Below are 15,585 nucleotides of genomic sequence, written 5' to 3' on the forward strand. Positions count from 1 at the left end.
ATCTTGGCAGCCGCAACGTCCCCCTCCTGTCAGCCCGTTGTCACGTGCGTGCAACGGTGTCGCGGCCCCTGCCGGGGCCCCCTCGGCTGCCCCGCGCCCCGCGCCCCGCCGCCGTTGCGAGCAGGCCGTACGGGGCGGGCGCGCATTACGCTGACCAACGGGGCCCGCACGGCACGAGAGGACGCCCGCGCATGCAGCAGCCGCCCGAGCCGCCGCCCCGGCGCCGCCCCCGTCCACCGCATCCACCGCACAAGGTGCCCGGTCTTATGTATGACCAGTGGCCTGTTGTGGGCGTTGTCGCGGCCGGCGGCGCGGCGGGCGCGTGCGCGCGGTACGGCGCCGTGCTGCTGTGGCCGCAGTCGGCGGGCGTCTTCCCGTGGACGACCTTCGGGGTGAACGTCACGGGCTGCGCGGTCATCGGCGTCTTCATGGTGCTCATCACCGAGGTCTGGGCGGCACACCGGCTGGTCCGGCCCTTCTTCGGCACGGGCGTGCTCGGCGGCTACACCACCTTCTCGACGTACGCGGTGGAGGCCCGGCGGCTCGTGGACGCGCACCAGGCGGCGACGGCGGCCGCGTACACCGCCGCGACCCTCGCCGCCGCGCTCGGCGCGGTGTGGGCCTCGGCGTGGGCAACCCGCGGGGTGCTGGCGTGGCGGGCACGATGGATTCCGTGACCCCTGAGACGAACTCCGGCAACAGCACCGGTCCCGGCGCCGCAGAGACGGGCGGGGAGTGGCAGCTGTCCGGCGCCGCGCTGCGTCTGACCGTCCTGCTCGGCGAGAGCGACCGGTGGCACCACAAGCCCGTCTACACCGAGATCGTGCACCGCGCCCGCCGCGCGGGCCTGGCGGGCGCGAGCGTCTTCCACGGCATCGAGGGCTTCGGCGCGTCCTCCCTGATCCACACCTCGCGGCTGCTGTCGCTCAGCGAGGATCTGCCGGTGGCGGTGGTCGTCGTCGACACCGAGGAGCGCGTCCGCGCCTTCCTGCCCGAGCTGGACGGCTTGGTGCAGAAGGGCATGGTGGTCCTGGACGCCTGCGAGGTCGTACGGCACAGCGCCCGGCCCGGGAATGCCGCGGAGTGAACTGGCTGCTCGTCGTCGTCGGCGCCGCGGTCGGCGCCCCCGTGCGCTACCTGACGGACCGGGCGGTGCAGTCCCGGCACGACTCGGTCTTCCCGTGGGGCACCTTCGTCGTCAACGCGTGCGGCTGCCTGATCCTCGGCATTCTCACCGGCGCCTCCCTGGCGGGCGCCGCGTCCTCGCACCTGCAACTGCTGCTCGGCACGGGGCTGTGCGGGGCGCTGACGACGTATTCGACCTTCTCCTACGAGACGCTGCGGCTGGCCGAGGACGGTGCGAAGGCGTACGCGGCCGGGAACGCCCTGCTCAGCGTGGTCGTCGGGCTGGCCATGGCCTTCGCCGGGGTGACCTTGGGGACCAGCGTGTGGGGGTGAGGCGCGTGCCCTCGGGGGGCGGTGGGTCGTTGGACGGGCCATGAACGTACGCCGATTCCTCAGCAAGGCGGCGGCAGGCTCGGTCCTGCTCGCCGCAGCCACGTCCGCGACCGCCGCCACCTCCGCGTCGGCCCAGGCCGCCGACCTCGGCAACACCCTCAACGGCACCGCTGTCACCGCCGGGACGGTGGGCGAGCAGACCGCCGGAGGGCTGGTCGCGCAGTCCGGTGTGGCCAGGAAGGTGGGCGCCGTGAAGAAAGCCGTGCAGGCCGGCACGGACGCCGTCAACGCGGGCAACGAGCTCGTCAACGACTAGCGACGCCCCCCTGCGGCCCGCGGCCGTTCCCGTCACAAGGCCACCGGTCGTACATAGGACCGGTGGCCTTGTGACGGGGCGGCGCGTCAGGACATGAGCGAGCTGACGGGGACGAAGCAGTGGGCGGCGGAGGTCAGCGCCGTCTCGTCGGAGATGAAGGCCTTGAGGTCGTCCTCGGTGATCTGGCGGCCCGGCACGGCCTGCGGCCAGGGGCGGCTGGCGAGGATCACGTACACCGTGCCCCGGTCGCGCGCCGCGGCCGTCCACTCGTCCGGCACCGCGCACGCGACATGCAGATGGGGCATCGTCAGCACGGCCTTGCCGCCCTCGACCAGCAGCTTGACGGGCGACCTGGGCGTCTGCGCCACGTCGAGGATCGCGCCGCCGACCGGCAGCCCCGCCTCCTCGGCGACGGCGAGCGCGGCCGCCTCCGACCCCGCCGGGCCCTCGGCCCCGTCGCCGAGGGTGTAGGCCATCAGAAAGGCCATGTCTCGGCCGTCCTGGTGATTCTCGCCGGACCACGGGATCACCATGAAGGTGCCCAGTCGGCTCAGCAATGACGCGTCGGACGCGGAAGTGGTCTGGCTCATGGGCCGGACCCTAACGGCCGGGGGCGGCCGCCCGGAGCCGTTGTCACTCCATTGGCGTAATCCGATAACGAATCACCGATTCAGCGCAACCTGCGTGACCATAGCCGACCCGTCCCGTTGCCCACTGCGTCGAAGCCGCAGCGTAATGCTGCCGCTCTTACCTCTCAGGGAGATCTCGATGTCGCGTATCGCAAAGGCAGCGGCGGTCGCCGCCGCCGCGGGCGCCGTTCTGGCCGCCGGCGCCGGGATTGCCGCCGCCGACTCCGGCGCCGCCGGTGCTGCCGTCAATTCCCCCGGCGTGCTGTCCGGCAACCTCGTCCAGGTGCCGGTCCACGTGCCGCTCAACGTGTGCGGCAACACCGTCAACGTGATCGGCCTGCTGAACCCGGCCTTCGGCAACGAGTGCGTGAACACCTCCACGGGCACGGTGGCCCCGACCCCCGTCACCCAGCCCGCCCCCGGCGGCGACGACAGCTGGTAGACCGCGCACGGCCCGTACGCGTGAGACGGCCTCCCCGCACAGCGGGGAGGCCGTCCGGCATAACGGGCCGGGCTGCCGGAGCGCCTACTCCTCGTACTGGTAGTACGGGCGGTGGTCGAACATCTCCGACGGCTTCACGTTCCACGGCGGCATCGGCTCGTCGGCGCTGATCACCCGGCCGCTCTCCGGATCGTCACCGGCCAGCGCCTTCGTCGGCAGATAGCCGGAGTTCGGGTGCAGCCGCTGCCAGCGCACCCAGATGAGGTCGATGAAGGCGTGGTGCAGCCAGAAGACCGGGTCGTTGGGCGAGGCCGCGCCGATCATGTGCCCGCCGACCCACTGGTGCACCCGGTTGTGCAGGTAGCCGCCCTTGGTCTCGCTGACCGTCCAGCCCTCGATCCTGTTGCGGAAGCCCTGCGTGTCGGGCGCGGAATTCCACGGCGCGGTGTCGTAGGTGCCGAGCGCCAGCGCCCCGTCCAGCTCGGCCTTGGTGGGCAGCGCGATCGGCCGGTCGGGGCGGCCGATGTTGCGGGTCAGGTACTTCTCGTCGGTGACGCCGAAGGTGATCGGCCACTTGCCCCCGCTGTACGCGAACGGGCCGGTCATCACCTGGCCGTCGCTGTCGCGCCCGTTGCCGCCCATGAAGTCCGCCGCCCACAGCGCCGACGTCTCCTTGTCGTCGACCGTCCAGTCCCAGTAGGGCACGGTGACGGACGGGTCGATGAGCTGGAGGTCGCGCTCGAAGTACAGCACGAACTGCCGGTGCCAGGGGAAGAACGTCGGAGCCATGTGCGCCACGCGCAGACCGTTCTCGCCGTCCGAGGCGAAATACTGCGCGTGCGTGCGGACGTACTTCTCGTAGCGGCCGGAGCGCTTGAGTTCGAGGACGGCCTCGACGAAGCGGGTGCGCTGGCTGCTGGTCAGATTGCGCTGGTTCTTGCGGGTGTTCACCGGTGGTGCCCCGATCGGTGGTGGTACGCGGGTCAGTGGTGGTGCAGTTGCGCGAAGGCCGCGGAGAGCTTCGCCCGGCCGATGACGTCGACCGCCGCCCGCGCGGTCGCCAGCGGCGTCGTGTAGGGCTGGTAGTGGTTGGCGGTGCTGATCCAGCTGCCGTCGACCCGGCGCATGAGCGGCAGCGCCACCCCGTCGATGGTGACGGCCACGCCGTCCTCGCCCGGATCGGTGAAGCCCTGGATGCGGCGGCCGCGGTAGACCTCGTCGAAGAGCGCGGGCCGCGCCTCGACGTCGCCGCCGCTGCCGTCGGACCCGGCGGGTCCGCCCGCCGCGACGGCGCCCGCGGCGCCCGACGGCTGCCCCGCCGCCAGCATCGGGTGAAGTGCCGCGACGGTGCCCGCCACGGCGGCCGCGGACGTCACGCCGGACGTGATCACCCGCCGGCGGGTGACGGCGGTGCGCCCGGACCTCCGGTCGGCCTTCCGTCCTGTGTCGGGCTCGCTCACGGCCGACTCCTCTCGTCCACTCTCATCGGTTCTCGCCCGTTCCCCCTGCGCTTCCCGTTCGTTCACGGCCGCTCTCGGCCGTTCTCGACCGTTCGCCGCCGGGCCATCATGCAGACGCGGAGACGAAGAACTGCGGATTATCGGTTTATGCGAGCCGGAAGTTCATCCGCGCGAGTGACAGGGCGGCCGGATTCGCACGCGCATGCCATGGGCATATCGACGATACGTCGGAATTCACCGTCTGGGGGCGATTGGAAATGCGGGCAAGGGAACTGACAGCGCGTTTGGCCTACTCCGCGACATCGAGCCGTTTGTCATACGTTATGACGCGCCGAAAGGGGAACACTCATTCCGTCGTTTCCGACGAGCAAGGAGTGACGGAGCATGGCCGACCGGCGCCGGTGGATCACAGGAGCGGGGGCCGCTGTCGCCACGGCCACCCTGCTGGCGGGCCTGGTGGCGGGCGCGCTCGGCTCCGCCGCCGCGGGCCGGGGCGGCTCCGCGCAGGCCCGCGGGAGTGGCAGCGCCGCCGCGGGGTCCGCGGATCCGGCCTTCCCCTACCTGGGTGCCTTCACCGATTCCGGCGCCGAGGGCGTCGCGAATCTGGCGGGCTTCCAGAAGTGGCTCGGCGGCACCCCGGTCCGGGTCGGCCACACCTACCTGCCCGGCGGCACATGGGAGGACGTCGAGGGCCCCCAGGATCTGCTCCAGCCCTGGGCCGACTGGCGGCGGGCCGAGGCGGACCGGCTGTTCGTGCTCAACGTGCCGATGCAGGCCGGGAACGAGGAGCGCACCTCGGACACCCAGGTCCGCAGCCTGCTGCGGCAGGGCGCGAGCGGCGCCTTCGACGCGCACTTCTCCCTGCTCGCCCAGCATCTGGTCGACATGGGCGTGCCGGACACGGTGGTCGTGCTCGGCTGGGAGATGAACGGCACGACGTACGCCCACCGCTGCGGCCCCGACCCGAAGAGCTGGCAGGCGTACTGGCGGCGGATCGTCGCGGCGATGCGCGCCGTGCCCGGCCAGAAGTTCCGCTTCGACTTCGCGCCCAGCCGCGGCAAGGACGCCGTCCCGTGGACGGAGTGCTACCCCGGTGACGACACGGTGGACGTCATCGGCATGGATTCGTACGACCAGCCGCCGGGCCAGTCCTTCGACCACCAGGTCAGCGAGCCGTACGGACTCCAGGCGCAGGTCGACTTCGCGGCGCAGCACGGCAAGGCGGTCTCCTACCCGGAGTGGGGCCTCTTCCAGAACGGCGACGACACCGCGTACGTCAAAGGGATGCTGCGGTGGATGAGCGACCACCACGCGCTCTACCAGACCATCACCGACTACTGCCCGCACGGCGTGTGGCAGTGCACCGCCAACCCGGAGTCGTCGAAGGTCTTCCGCGAGCTGCTGGCCGCGCCCGCCGCCTCGGGAGGCGGCGCGCCCGCACCGTCGAGCAGCCCCCGGCCGGGCACTTCCGCGCCGGTGCGGGGTCCGCGGCCGAGCACTCACACGCCGTCGAGCAGTCCGCGGCCGAGCACTCCGGCGTCGTCCCGGAGCCCGCGGCCGAGCACGCCCGCGCCGACGCGGAAGCCGCCGCATGGCACTTCCGCGCCGGTGCCGCCGGGCGCGGCGCCCGCGCCGTCCGTCGCGCCGGCCTCGCGGGCGCCGGGAAAGGGCGCGGTGCCGCCGGGGACCGCTCCCGTGCCGAGCCCGTCGGGGAAGACGCGGGGATGAGGAGGAGCGGGCTTTTCCGGCGGGGTCAGGAGCGGGCGGGACGGCGGGAGAGCAGGTCGTTCAGGCGGGCGCGGCACGCCCGCAGGGCGGGCAGCCGGGCGGCCGCCGTGCCGGCCAGCCGCGTGCGGGCGAGGGCGAGCGCGTAGCGGGTGTGGAGCAGGGGGCCGAGCGGGCGGCTCGCGAGCAGCAGCCGCTCGTTGGCGACGTGTTCGGGCCGCCAGTGGAATTTGTGCGGCTCCGCGCCCCGCAGCAGGCTCAGCACGGGGCGGCCCGCGCCTGCCGCGTGCCCCACGCCGTGCCGCATGAGCAGCGTCATGACGTCGACCTTGGTGCCGCGCAGCGCCGGATCGGCCCCGTAGAGGTAGCCGCCGGCGAGGGCGGGGGAGAGCACGGTGAGGTTCGCGGCCACGACGCGGCCGCCGACGTGGAATTCGGCGACCGCCGCCTCGCCCGACGCCACCATCGCCCCGGCCGCGCGCGTCAGGTGCAGGGCGAAGCGCGGCCGCAGGTGCTCCGGCGTCACCCCGCGGCCCTGCCACTGCGCCCGGTGCAGCCGCAGCAGGCCGGCCACGGCGTCCGGCGCCTCGTGCGCGGCGGCCTCGCGCACGGTCACCCCCGCGTCGTCCAGCTTGCGCAGGTTCGCGCGGATGCGCTGCCCGCGCGAACTGCCCACCCGCGCGATCAGCTCCTCCATCGGCAGCCCCGGCAGCTCCAGGCACACCGACCCGGCCGCCCGCCGCTTCGGCCCGCGCCACGCGTCGTACACCGCGAACGCCGCCGCCCCCGGCCGCACTTCCCGCAGGTCGACGACCGCCCCCCGCGCCACCGCGCGGATCCCCTCGGCGAGCGCGCGCGCCACCGCGTCCGGCGTCGTCCCGGCCACCCCGTCCGCGGCGACCAGCACGTCCGTGTAGTCCGTGATCCCCCCGCCGAGCGCCACCACGACCGGCCACGGCCGGTACGTCCGCATCAGCGGCGCCGCCCCCACCAGCACCCCCGCCCTGCGCACCAGCACGACCCGGAGCCGATCCCGCCGCCCCCCGTACGCCAGCCACCACGAGTGCAGCCACCCATGCCCCTGAAACCCCGTCACACCCGCACACCGCCGCCACAGCCCGCCCCACTCCTCCGCGAGCCTCCCGAATTCCCCGCTCTCCCGGCACACGCTGACCACGAGCGGCGCCTCGGCCCCCACGCCGGGCAGGGCGGCGGCCCGCGGGGCCGCGGGCACGGGCGATGGCGCGGCGGCCGGTCCGTGGTCGGCGGCCGGTCCGGGCTGCGGGGTCACGCGCTCTCCCGCACGGCCGGTGCGGGGGCGGGGACGGGAGCGGCCGTGTCCGCGGCGTCCGGGGTACGGCGCGGGGCCGGGCGGACGAGCAGGGCAAGGGCGCCCAGCAGGCCGCCCGCGCTCCCGCCGACCGCTGCCGACAGGGCCGCGGACGGGGAGGACGGCGCGGCGGGCGCGGACGCCGGTGCGAAGAGCAGCAGGCTGACGCCCGTGCTGGACGCCTCCCGGTTGCCGGTCGCGGCAAGGGACTTGGCCACGGCGTTGGCGTAACGCGCCGCCGCGGCGCCGCTCGACGCCGTGCCGGTCACCGAGATCATCGGCGCGTCCGGGGAGGTCTGCGACTCCACGTGCCCGCGCAGCCGCTCGGCGGACGTACCGGCTTCCGTCTGCGCGCCCGCGAGCACCGCGGTACCGGTCACCACCCGCCCGTAGGCCTGCGCGAAGCCCAGCGCGGCCGGTGCGTCGGCGTGCTGCGACACGACCATCACGTAACTGGTCGCGGCATATTGCGGAGTCGCGGCAATGTCCCAGCCCAGACCCGCGAGCATGCCGAAGCCGACGCCCAGCGGCAGCGCGGCCCACCGCGCTGCCTTCGGGAGTGCCCTCATACAGGAGCTCATTTCTTCCGGGCGGACCCGAGCGCCGTGGCGTACAACGCCAGGACCCGGTCCGCGGTATTGGCGATGTGGTAGTGCGCGACTGCCGCGGGCACGGCCAGCCGTACCGGCCCCGCCCGGCGCTGCCGCCCGATCGCCGCGGCGATCTCCTCCGCCGTGCCGCCCGTCCGGCTCGCGCCGGGGGCGTCCTGCGGCGGCAGGTCCTCGATCGCCGGGCAGGCCGCGTACAGCACCGGGAGCCCCGCCGCGAGCGCCTCCACCGCCGCGAGCCCGAAGGCCTCCTCGGCGCTCGGCGACACGAAGAGGTCCGCGGCGGCCAGCACACCGGGTACGTCCGGCCCGCCGCCCGTCCCGCCCCCGGCCTCGCCGACGACCCGGACACGGTCCGCGGCCCCCGCCTCCGCGGCGAGCCGCAGCAACCGGCCGCGCTCCGGCCCCGTCCCCGCCAGCAGCAGGTACGTGCCGGGGTCCGCGGCCACCGCGCGCACCAGCAGGTCGAACCGCTTGCCCGGCACCAGGCGGCCCACACCGGCAACGACATAGGCCGCCTTGTCCAGACCGAGGACCCGCCGGGCCGCCGCCCGCACGGCGGGGTCGAAGCGGAAACGCTCCGGGTCGATGCCGTTGGGCACGACATGGATGCGCCGCTCCGGCACACCCCACGCCCGCAGCCGCTCCGCGACGGTCGCGGACACGGCTACGGTCGCGGCGCCCAGGCGTTCCGTCGCGCGGTACAGCCCCCGCGTGCCCGCGCTCAGCGGGCGGCCCTCGATCTGCGAGTCACCCAGCGAGTGCTCGGTCGCCACGACCGCGCGCACGCCCGCCAGGCGGGCGGCGATCCGCCCGTAGACGCACGCGCGGTACAGATGCGTGTGGACGAGGTCGAAGCCGCCCGCCCGGATCAGCCGCGTGAGCCGCGGCAGCGCGGCGAGGTCGCGATTGCCCCGCATCCCCAGATCCGTGACCTGGAAGCCGTCCGCCCTGATCCCCTCGGCCACGGCCCCCGCGTTCGTCAACGCCACGACCTGCGCGGCCGGTACGGCGTCGGCCATCTGCCGCACCAGCGACCTGAGCTGCTGCTCCGCCCCGCCCACCCCGAGCCCGGTGATGACGTGCAGCACCTTCATCCCCCCACCCCCGGAGCCGACCCGCGCCCCACCGGGCGGACGTTCTCCGGCAGCCGCACGGTGCCACCCGACCGACCGGTGCCGCGGACACGGCACCCCGCGGGACTGCGGCCCGCTCCGGCAGAAGCGGGCACGCACCACGCCGGACGAGCGCCCTCCAGGAGCGCGTGGGGGCACCTCCCAGGCGAAACCCCGGGGGAGAACCCCGCGCCCAGCCCGAACGGACCGGCACATCGCCACGCCGCGGCAAGTGGCGCCCCCTCTGCCGCCGCCCCCGGCGGAAAGCGGACCGCCGGCCGCGGGCCGAGCCCCCTCCCGCGCACCCCGCAGGGGCTACGCACGGGACCCCGCCCCCCGGCGCAGCGCGGTGCGGGCCAGCGGCAGGCGGTGGAGGACGCCCTTCGCCAGGAGCCGCCCGACGTGGTCGCGTTCGCCGACGTACGCGCGCGGCAGGGCGTACGGCCCGGCGGCGAGCCCGGCGGGCGGGGTCACCGCGCAGGCGTACGCGTACCCGGCGGCGCGCACCGCCACCACCGCCCGCGCGTCGACGGCCCCGTACGGGTAGCAGAAGCCCGCGGGGGCCTCCCCGGTGAGCGTTCCGAGCAGCCCCCTGCTCCCGGCGGTCTCGACGGCGAGGGCGGCGTCCTCGCAGGCGGTGAGGTCGCGGTGGAGCAGCCCGTGCGCGCCGACCTCCATCCCGGCCTGCGCGGCGGCGCGGACCCCGTCCGCGTCCAGCAGCGCCCTGCGCGGCCCCTCCGCGTCCCACGCGTTGTCGCCGCCGAGCCTGCCGGGCAGCACGAAGACCGTGGCCCGGTGCCCGTACGCCCGCAGCAGCGGCACCGCGGCGGTGAGGAAGTCCGCGTAGCCGTCGTCGAAGGTGAGCCCGACCAGGCCGCGCCCGCGGCCCTCCGCGCGGGCCCGGAGGAGTTCACCGACGCCGACGCCGGTGAGCCCGGCCCGTCGCAGCCAGCCGAGGTGCGCGGCGAGCCGCCGCGGGCTCACGGTGACCTGGTAGGGGTCCTCGCCGCCCGCGGCGACGGAGTGGTACATCAGCACCCACGGTGCCGGTGCGGCGGCTTCAGACGGCATGGCTCAGGCTCCTGAGAGGCGCGCCGGCCGCGGCGGCCGCGGCGGCGAAGGCGAGCGGAACGGTGAGGCAGCAGGCGCCCGCGCCGGCCACGGCCGACCCGGGCAGCAGCCGCACGGTGCACCACCCGGCACCCGCGGCCACGGCGGCGGCGAGCACGTACCGGGCCACGACCACCGCGAGCGCGCCCACCCGGACGGGCACCGCCCGCGCGGGCAGCCCGCGCAGCAGCAGCACGGCGGTCAGGCTGATCCCCGCGGCATTCCCCGCGGCGATCCCGTACGCGCCCCAGGCCCCGACGGCGGCGGCGTCCGCGGCGAGCGTGACCGCGAGCCCCGCGGCCATTGCCGCGACGGGGAACCACGTGGGCCGCGCCGCGGAGAAGTACGGGCGGACGAGCGCGCCGACCAGGGTCTGACCGAGCAGCCCGAGCGCGTAGACGCGCATGACCGCGGCGGTCGCGGCGGTGTCCGCGGCGCCGAACGCACCGCGCTGGAAGAGCACGCCGACGAGCTGCGGCGCGCACGCGACGACGTACGCCGTGCCGAGCAGCACGACGACGCACGCGAGCGCGAGGTCGCGCTCGACCCGCCGCCGCGCGCCCTCCCGCTCCCCGGCGGCGAGCGCGCGGGCGACGACGGGGAAGGTCACGGTGCTGACCATGAGCGAGAGCGCCATCGGCAATTGCGCGACCTTCTGCGCGTAGTTGAGGTGCGAGATGGCCCCGGCGGGCAGCCCGGCGGCGAAATACCGCTCGACGAGCACCTGCGCCTGCCGGCTGACGGCGAAGACGACGACCGGCACGACCAGCCCCACCGCGAGCCCGCCGCCCTTGCCGCGCACGACGCGGTACGGCCGCCGGTGCGGGGCCCGGCGGTCCGCGCCGGACCGCCCCGGCGTGCCGGGGTACGCCGCCACCGGGCCCTCGGCCCGGCCCATTGCCACGGCGTGGCACACGGCCACGTCCGCGCGGCCGCCGCGCCCACGTACCACCCGCAGGAACGGCGGCAGTTGCACCAGCACCATCAGGGCGCCGCCCACCGCGACCCCCAGCGCCGCGGCCCGGACGCCGAACGGGCGGTGGAGCGCCAGCAGCGTCGCGACGATGCCCACGTTGTAGGCCACGTAGATCGCCGCGGGCGGCAGGAAGCGGTGGTGGGCGCGGAGCGCGGCGCTGAGGTAGCCGGCCAGGCCGAAGGCGAGCACGGTGGTGGCGGTCAGCCGGACGCACGCGGCGGCGAGCGCGGGGTCGGGCAGGCCCGGGGCCAGGACGCGGACGGCGAGCGGGGCCGCGGCGCAGAGCGCGACCGTGACAGCGGCGAGCAGAGCGGCAAGGCGTGGCAGTGTGCCACGGATGAGCGCGGCCGTACCGCCCTTGGCAAGGGCCGCGCTGAAGGCGGGCACGAGCAGCAGCGCCATCGCGTCCTCGATGAGAACGGTCGCGGCGATCTCCGGCACGGTCCAGGCGACGAGAAAGGCGTCGCTCCCCGCCCCGGCGCCGAAATACCGCGCAATGGCCTGGTCCCGCACCAGTCCCAGCCCCGACCCGGCCACACTCAGCCCCGCGGTGACCGCCGCGGCCCGCGCCACAAACCCCCGCGCCCCCGCCGCACCGGCGCCCTGGGCGCCTCCGTCCGGCGTGCCGGCACCCCGTCCGACGAGCAGCGGCGCAGGCGCACCTGCCGCGCCGGCAGCCGCCCCGGCGCCGTCCTCGCACGCCCCCGCAACGGCCCCGCACCCAGCGCCCTCCGCCGTGTCAGCCCCGGCGCCACCTCCGTCCGCACCGGCAGCCGACTGCGGCCGGAGCAGGTCCCGCGCCACGGCGACTGCCTCACCCGCCCGAGCGCCCGCGGGGGACAGCGGCTCCGGCGCCGCGGCCGCCTCGACCGCCCGAGGACCGCCCGAGGAGGCGGCCTCCCACGCCATGGGCGGCTCCGGCGCCGCCGCCTCACCCGCCCGAACACCGCCCGCGGGGGCGACCGCCCCCTCCTGCGCCGGTGCAGCTCGCCGAGCGCTCCGCAAGCGGCTCAGCGCCCGCGTCCGGGCGGCGGCGAGGGCGTGCGCGGCGGTGGAGGGGCGCAGCGGGGCATTCACCGTTCGCTCCCGGCGGGGGACGCGTGCAGGGCCCACCAAGCCGCGAGGCCCAGCAGGAGTGCCGTCGCGGCGGTGGAGGGGCCGCCGATGTCGGCGTAGCCGAAGTCCGTGCACTGCCACAGCAGCAGGCCCACCGCGCCGAGCCCGGCGCCGCGGGCAGTGGCGGGGGCGGCGCGCAGCCTGCGCAGGCCGAGGACCAGCAGCGCCGCCCAGCCGCCGGCCAGCAGCGTGCAGCCGAGCAGGCCCTGCTCGCTCAGGACGAGCAGGTACATGTTGTGCGGGGAGAGCAGGGGTTCGCGCGCGAAGCCCTGCCCCGCGCCGCCGGTGTCGCTCGCCGACGAGAGGCCGAGGGCCGCGTGCCCGTCGCGCTCGGCGGGGAAGCGCTTGAGGCCGACGCCGGTGAGGGGGTGCTCGCGCCACATGCCGAGCGCGGCGGACCAGAGGGTGTAGCGGTCGCTGACGGAGGAGTCGGGCGCCGCGGTGACCTCCGTGATGCTGGCGACCCGCGCGCCGATCACCTGCGACCCGGCGCCGAAGCCGCCGACCAGGACGACCCCCGCCGCCGCGCCGGCCACGAGCACGGCGAGGGCGCGCAGCACCTGCCGCCGCCCGGCGAGCGGGACCATCACGGCGCAGGCGAGCGCCGTGGCGATCCACGTACCGCGGCTGAAGGACACCGCGAGGGGGACGACGAGGAGCGCCGCGCAGCACATTGCCGCGGGCCGCAGCCACCGCGGGGCACCGGGCGACGGCGTGGCAAGGGCGTAGCCGAGGGCGATGACGAGGCCGTATGCGACGACCGTGGCCATCCCCATGATGTCGGAGGGCCCGAACGTGCCGACCGCGCGGATGTCCCGGCCCATGTACGAGGCGCCGGTTGCCGTGGCGTACTGCCACGTGCCGACCGCGCCCTGCGCGAGGGCCAGCAGCACGATCGCGCCGGCGACGACGTCGAAGTCCCGCCGGTCGCGCAGCAGCACCACCACGGCCGCGGGCACCGCCACGAAGACCTGCACGTAGCGCAGGAATCCGGTGGCCCCCGCGCCCGGGTCGAGCGACGTCACGGCCGCGACGGCGAATCCCGCCACCGGAGCCCCCAGCACGGCCGCGGAGGCGGCCGTCAGCGGCCGCGCCCGCTCCCGCAGGCACCGCACCGCGGCGGTCACGACGAGCACGGCGGAGGCGGCGTCCGCCGGCGTGACCTTCCCGGACGCGCTCACGTCCCCCGCGGCCACCGGCAGGGCCAGCAGCAGCACGGTGGCCAGTACGGGCGCGAGCGGCGCGTAACGCCGCAGCAGGGGCACCACCCGCCCCCGGGCGGAGGGCAGGCCGACGACGGCGGCGAGCGTCACGGCAGCTCACCTCCCGCCACGAACGCGAGCCCGAACGCGAGCACAAGCCCGGGCGCGAGCCCGAACGCGGGCCCCGGCCCGGGAAGCGCTGCGGACGCGGCGGCGCAATACCCACGGCTGCGCAATACGCCGAGCCCGGGCCCGGCGGGACGGCCGGAGCGGCGGAGGATCGTCACGTTCACGGCACGTCAGCTCCCCGTGTGGCGGAACACCGTGACGGCGGTGCGCAGCAGGATCGACACGTCCTGCCAGAGCGTCCAGCTGTCGATGTAGTGGTTGTCGAGACGCGCCCGGTCGGCGATGGAGGTGTCGCCGCGCAGCCCGTGCACCTGCGCGAGCCCGGTGATACCCGCGGGCATCCGGTGCCGGTCGGCGTATCCCGGCAGGGTCCGGCTGAACTGCGCCACATAGTGCGGGCGTTCCGGACGCGGCCCGACGAGGCTCATGTCGCCGCGCAGGACGTTCCAGAGCTGGGGCAGCTCGTCCAGGGAGGTCCGGCGCAGCAGCCGGCCCGCCCGGCTCATGCGCCGGTCGCCGGCGACGCTCCACAGGGTCGCCGACTCGCGCTCGTCGGCGGGGCGCAGGGTGCGGAATTTGAGCAGGGTGAAGGGCCGCCCGTGCAGCCCGATCCGCTCCTGCCGGAAGATCACGCCGGGCCCGTCCGCGAGCCGTACGGCCAGCGCGCACGCGCCGAAGAGCGGCGCCAGGCACAGCAGCGCGGCGGCTGCGACGGCCGCGTCCAGCGCCCGCTTGGCGCCCCGTGCGAAACGGGCGGCGACCGGCGGGTACGGGTCGAGCCGGTGGCAGGCGTAGCCCCACAGATGCCCGCGGGCGGACCGCCCGCGCCCGTGCGGAAGGGCGGCGTCCGTACCCTCGACCCGCCACAGCACGCACCCTTGCGCGGCCAGCAGCCGCACCGTGGCGATGGTGCGGGCGTCGGGCGCCGCGGGCCCGGTCACGACGGCGTGCCGCACGGCGTTCTGCACCACCGCCCGCGTCACCTCGCCCGGTGACGGCAGCACCGGCAGCACGGGCGGCGGCAGATGGGGTGCCTGCTGCACGGGTACGGCCGCGGGCGGCTCGGGCTCGGGCGGCGCGGGACGCACCGGCACGGGCGCGGCAAGGCCCACCGGGCGCATCCCGTACTCGGGCCGCGCGTGCAGAACCGCGGCAATACGCCCCGCCGAAGCCGCGTCCGCCGCGACGACCAGCGTCGAGCGGGGCCTCCTGCGGGCCGCGAGGCGCCGCGCGCCGTACACCGCTGCCCGCAGCGCACCCGCGACGGCGACGGTCACGCCGACGGCCGCCAGCAGCGCCGCCCAACCGGGCGCTCCCGGCAGGGCGACGGCGGCGAACAACCCCCAGGCCAGCACCGCACGGCCGACGAGGCCGGGCAGTTCCGCGAAGGCCCCGGGCGCGAAGGCCGGCCGGTAGAGCCCGGCCCGCTGCTGCGCCACCAGCAGGCACCCGGCGACGATCCCGCAGGCCGGCGCCACCCGCGACGGCACGACGGCCAGCACGCCCGCGAGGGCCCCGGCACAGTCCGCGACGGCCAGCACCACCCCGACCCGCTCCCGCGCCCCCCGCACAGAAGCCTCCGGCCCCGGATCCCCCGCCACCCCGGGCACCCCGGACACCCCAGCGGCCGACACCGCCCCAACCCGCGTCCCCCGCGCCGAACCCTCCGCCCCCGGCTCCGCCACCGCCCCGGCCACCACGCCTGCGGCCAGCAACCCGGACCGGCGATCGCCACGCTGCGGCTCCGCCACCGCCCCAGGCACCCCGGACACCTCAGCAGCCGGCACCGCCCCGACCCGCGCCCCCCGCACCGACCCCTCCGCTCCCGGGTCCACCACCGCCCCGTGCACAAGCCCGGCCCAGCGGTCGTCAGGTCCCGGCTCCGCCGCCGCCCCGGCCAGCACGCCTGCGGCCAGCAGCCCGGACCGGCGGTCGCCAGGCTGCGGCTCCGCCACCGCCCCAGGCACCT

Annotated in this window: 16 protein-coding genes; 6 read left to right on the plus strand and 10 right to left on the minus strand. The window is 76.1% G+C overall.

What is annotated here, in order from left to right; all coding sequences use genetic code 11:
- The first annotated feature begins 266 nt into the window (after window positions 1-266).
- The 4 genes from ACH4SL_RS18645 to ACH4SL_RS18660 all read left to right on the plus strand — a co-directional run bounded on the left by ACH4SL_RS18645 (window position 267) and on the right by ACH4SL_RS18660 (window position 1,774).
- Window positions 267-677, plus strand: coding sequence for a CrcB family protein (locus tag ACH4SL_RS18645; RefSeq protein WP_398446752.1), 411 nt, complete (start codon window positions 267-269; stop codon window positions 675-677).
- Between the two features lie 65 nt (window positions 678-742).
- Window positions 743-1,087 carry a DUF190 domain-containing protein gene (locus ACH4SL_RS18650; RefSeq protein ID WP_398447771.1) on the plus strand — a complete coding sequence of 115 codons (345 nt, stop codon included), beginning with the start codon at window positions 743-745 and terminating at the stop codon, window positions 1,085-1,087.
- Window positions 1,084-1,458: a fluoride efflux transporter CrcB gene (gene crcB / locus ACH4SL_RS18655; RefSeq protein WP_398446754.1), complete on the plus strand. Its 375-nt coding sequence runs from the start codon at window positions 1,084-1,086 to the stop codon at window positions 1,456-1,458. The genes ACH4SL_RS18650 and crcB overlap by 4 nt, the downstream gene beginning before the upstream one ends.
- 40 nt (window positions 1,459-1,498) lie before the next feature.
- Window positions 1,499-1,774, plus strand: coding sequence for a hypothetical protein (locus ACH4SL_RS18660; protein ID WP_398446756.1), 276 nt, complete (start codon window positions 1,499-1,501; stop codon window positions 1,772-1,774).
- 86 nt (window positions 1,775-1,860) lie between these two features.
- Here ACH4SL_RS18660 and ACH4SL_RS18665 read toward each other — a convergent pair whose 3' ends face one another.
- Window positions 1,861-2,364 carry a DUF5949 family protein gene (locus ACH4SL_RS18665; protein WP_398446758.1) on the minus strand — a complete coding sequence of 168 codons (504 nt, stop codon included), beginning with the start codon at window positions 2,362-2,364 and terminating at the stop codon, window positions 1,861-1,863.
- Window positions 2,365-2,542: 178 nt separating this feature from the next.
- Here ACH4SL_RS18665 and ACH4SL_RS18670 point away from each other — a divergent pair, with 178 nt between their 5' ends.
- Window positions 2,543-2,845, plus strand: a complete 303-nt coding sequence (locus ACH4SL_RS18670) for a chaplin (RefSeq protein WP_398446761.1) — start codon at window positions 2,543-2,545, stop codon at window positions 2,843-2,845.
- An 84-nt stretch (window positions 2,846-2,929) separates the two neighbouring features.
- Here ACH4SL_RS18670 and ACH4SL_RS18675 read toward each other — a convergent pair whose 3' ends face one another.
- Window positions 2,930-3,796: a tyrosinase family protein gene (locus ACH4SL_RS18675; RefSeq protein ID WP_398446763.1), complete on the minus strand. Its 867-nt coding sequence runs from the start codon at window positions 3,794-3,796 to the stop codon at window positions 2,930-2,932.
- 32 nt (window positions 3,797-3,828) lie between these two features.
- Window positions 3,829-4,305 carry a tyrosinase family oxidase copper chaperone gene (locus ACH4SL_RS18680; RefSeq protein WP_398446766.1) on the minus strand — a complete coding sequence of 159 codons (477 nt, stop codon included), beginning with the start codon at window positions 4,303-4,305 and terminating at the stop codon, window positions 3,829-3,831.
- 384 nt (window positions 4,306-4,689) lie between these two features.
- On the opposite strand from ACH4SL_RS18680, the gene ACH4SL_RS18685 reads away from it, so the two are divergent.
- The gene (locus ACH4SL_RS18685) at window positions 4,690-6,033 is read left to right on the plus strand and encodes a glycoside hydrolase family 26 protein (protein ID WP_398446768.1); all 1,344 of its coding nucleotides are present in this window, start codon (window positions 4,690-4,692) and stop codon (window positions 6,031-6,033) included.
- A gap of 25 nt (window positions 6,034-6,058) precedes the next feature.
- Here ACH4SL_RS18685 and ACH4SL_RS18690 read toward each other — a convergent pair whose 3' ends face one another.
- The 7 genes from ACH4SL_RS18690 to ACH4SL_RS18720 form a co-directional block, all read right to left on the minus strand.
- Window positions 6,059-7,264 (minus strand): GNAT family N-acetyltransferase, encoded by a 1,206-nt coding sequence (locus ACH4SL_RS18690; protein ID WP_398447773.1) that lies wholly within the window; start codon window positions 7,262-7,264, stop codon window positions 6,059-6,061.
- Window positions 7,265-7,317: 53 nt separating this feature from the next.
- Window positions 7,318-7,929, minus strand: a complete 612-nt coding sequence (locus ACH4SL_RS18695; protein WP_398446770.1) for a lipopolysaccharide biosynthesis protein — start codon at window positions 7,927-7,929, stop codon at window positions 7,318-7,320.
- 8 nt (window positions 7,930-7,937) lie between these two features.
- Window positions 7,938-9,065, minus strand: a complete 1,128-nt coding sequence (locus ACH4SL_RS18700) for a glycosyltransferase (protein ID WP_398446772.1) — start codon at window positions 9,063-9,065, stop codon at window positions 7,938-7,940.
- 333 nt (window positions 9,066-9,398) lie between these two features.
- On the minus strand, window positions 9,399-10,154 hold the full coding sequence (locus ACH4SL_RS18705) for a polysaccharide deacetylase family protein (RefSeq protein ID WP_398446774.1): 756 nt from the start codon (window positions 10,152-10,154) through the stop codon (window positions 9,399-9,401).
- Window positions 10,144-11,817 carry a lipid II flippase MurJ gene (locus tag ACH4SL_RS18710; protein ID WP_398447775.1) on the minus strand — a complete coding sequence of 558 codons (1,674 nt, stop codon included), beginning with the start codon at window positions 11,815-11,817 and terminating at the stop codon, window positions 10,144-10,146. The genes ACH4SL_RS18705 and ACH4SL_RS18710 overlap by 11 nt, the downstream gene beginning before the upstream one ends.
- A 425-nt stretch (window positions 11,818-12,242) precedes the next feature.
- Window positions 12,243-13,598, minus strand: a complete 1,356-nt coding sequence (locus tag ACH4SL_RS18715) for an O-antigen ligase family protein (protein WP_398446776.1) — start codon at window positions 13,596-13,598, stop codon at window positions 12,243-12,245.
- A 188-nt stretch (window positions 13,599-13,786) separates the two neighbouring features.
- Window positions 13,787-15,187: a sugar transferase gene (locus ACH4SL_RS18720; RefSeq protein ID WP_398446778.1), complete on the minus strand. Its 1,401-nt coding sequence runs from the start codon at window positions 15,185-15,187 to the stop codon at window positions 13,787-13,789.
- Between the last annotated feature and the right edge of the window lie 398 nt (window positions 15,188-15,585).

Origin of the sequence: Streptomyces sp. NPDC021020, assembly GCF_044333285.1 — a bacterium.
GTDB lineage: Bacteria > Actinomycetota > Actinomycetes > Streptomycetales > Streptomycetaceae > Actinacidiphila.

Coding starts and splice junctions, on each gene's coding strand:
- ACH4SL_RS18660 (WP_398446756.1), top strand. CDS start 1,499: ATGAACGTACGCCGATTCCTCAGCAAGGCGGCGGCAGGCTCGGTCCTG.
- ACH4SL_RS18670 (WP_398446761.1), top strand. CDS start 2,543: ATGTCGCGTATCGCAAAGGCAGCGGCGGTCGCCGCCGCCGCGGGCGCC.
- ACH4SL_RS18685 (WP_398446768.1), top strand. CDS start 4,690: ATGGCCGACCGGCGCCGGTGGATCACAGGAGCGGGGGCCGCTGTCGCC.
- ACH4SL_RS18695 (WP_398446770.1), bottom strand. CDS start 7,929: ATGAGGGCACTCCCGAAGGCAGCGCGGTGGGCCGCGCTGCCGCTGGGC.
- ACH4SL_RS18645 (WP_398446752.1), top strand. CDS start 267: ATGTATGACCAGTGGCCTGTTGTGGGCGTTGTCGCGGCCGGCGGCGCG.
- ACH4SL_RS18700 (WP_398446772.1), bottom strand. CDS start 9,065: ATGAAGGTGCTGCACGTCATCACCGGGCTCGGGGTGGGCGGGGCGGAG.
- ACH4SL_RS18705 (WP_398446774.1), bottom strand. CDS start 10,154: ATGCCGTCTGAAGCCGCCGCACCGGCACCGTGGGTGCTGATGTACCAC.
- ACH4SL_RS18665 (WP_398446758.1), bottom strand. CDS start 2,364: ATGAGCCAGACCACTTCCGCGTCCGACGCGTCATTGCTGAGCCGACTG.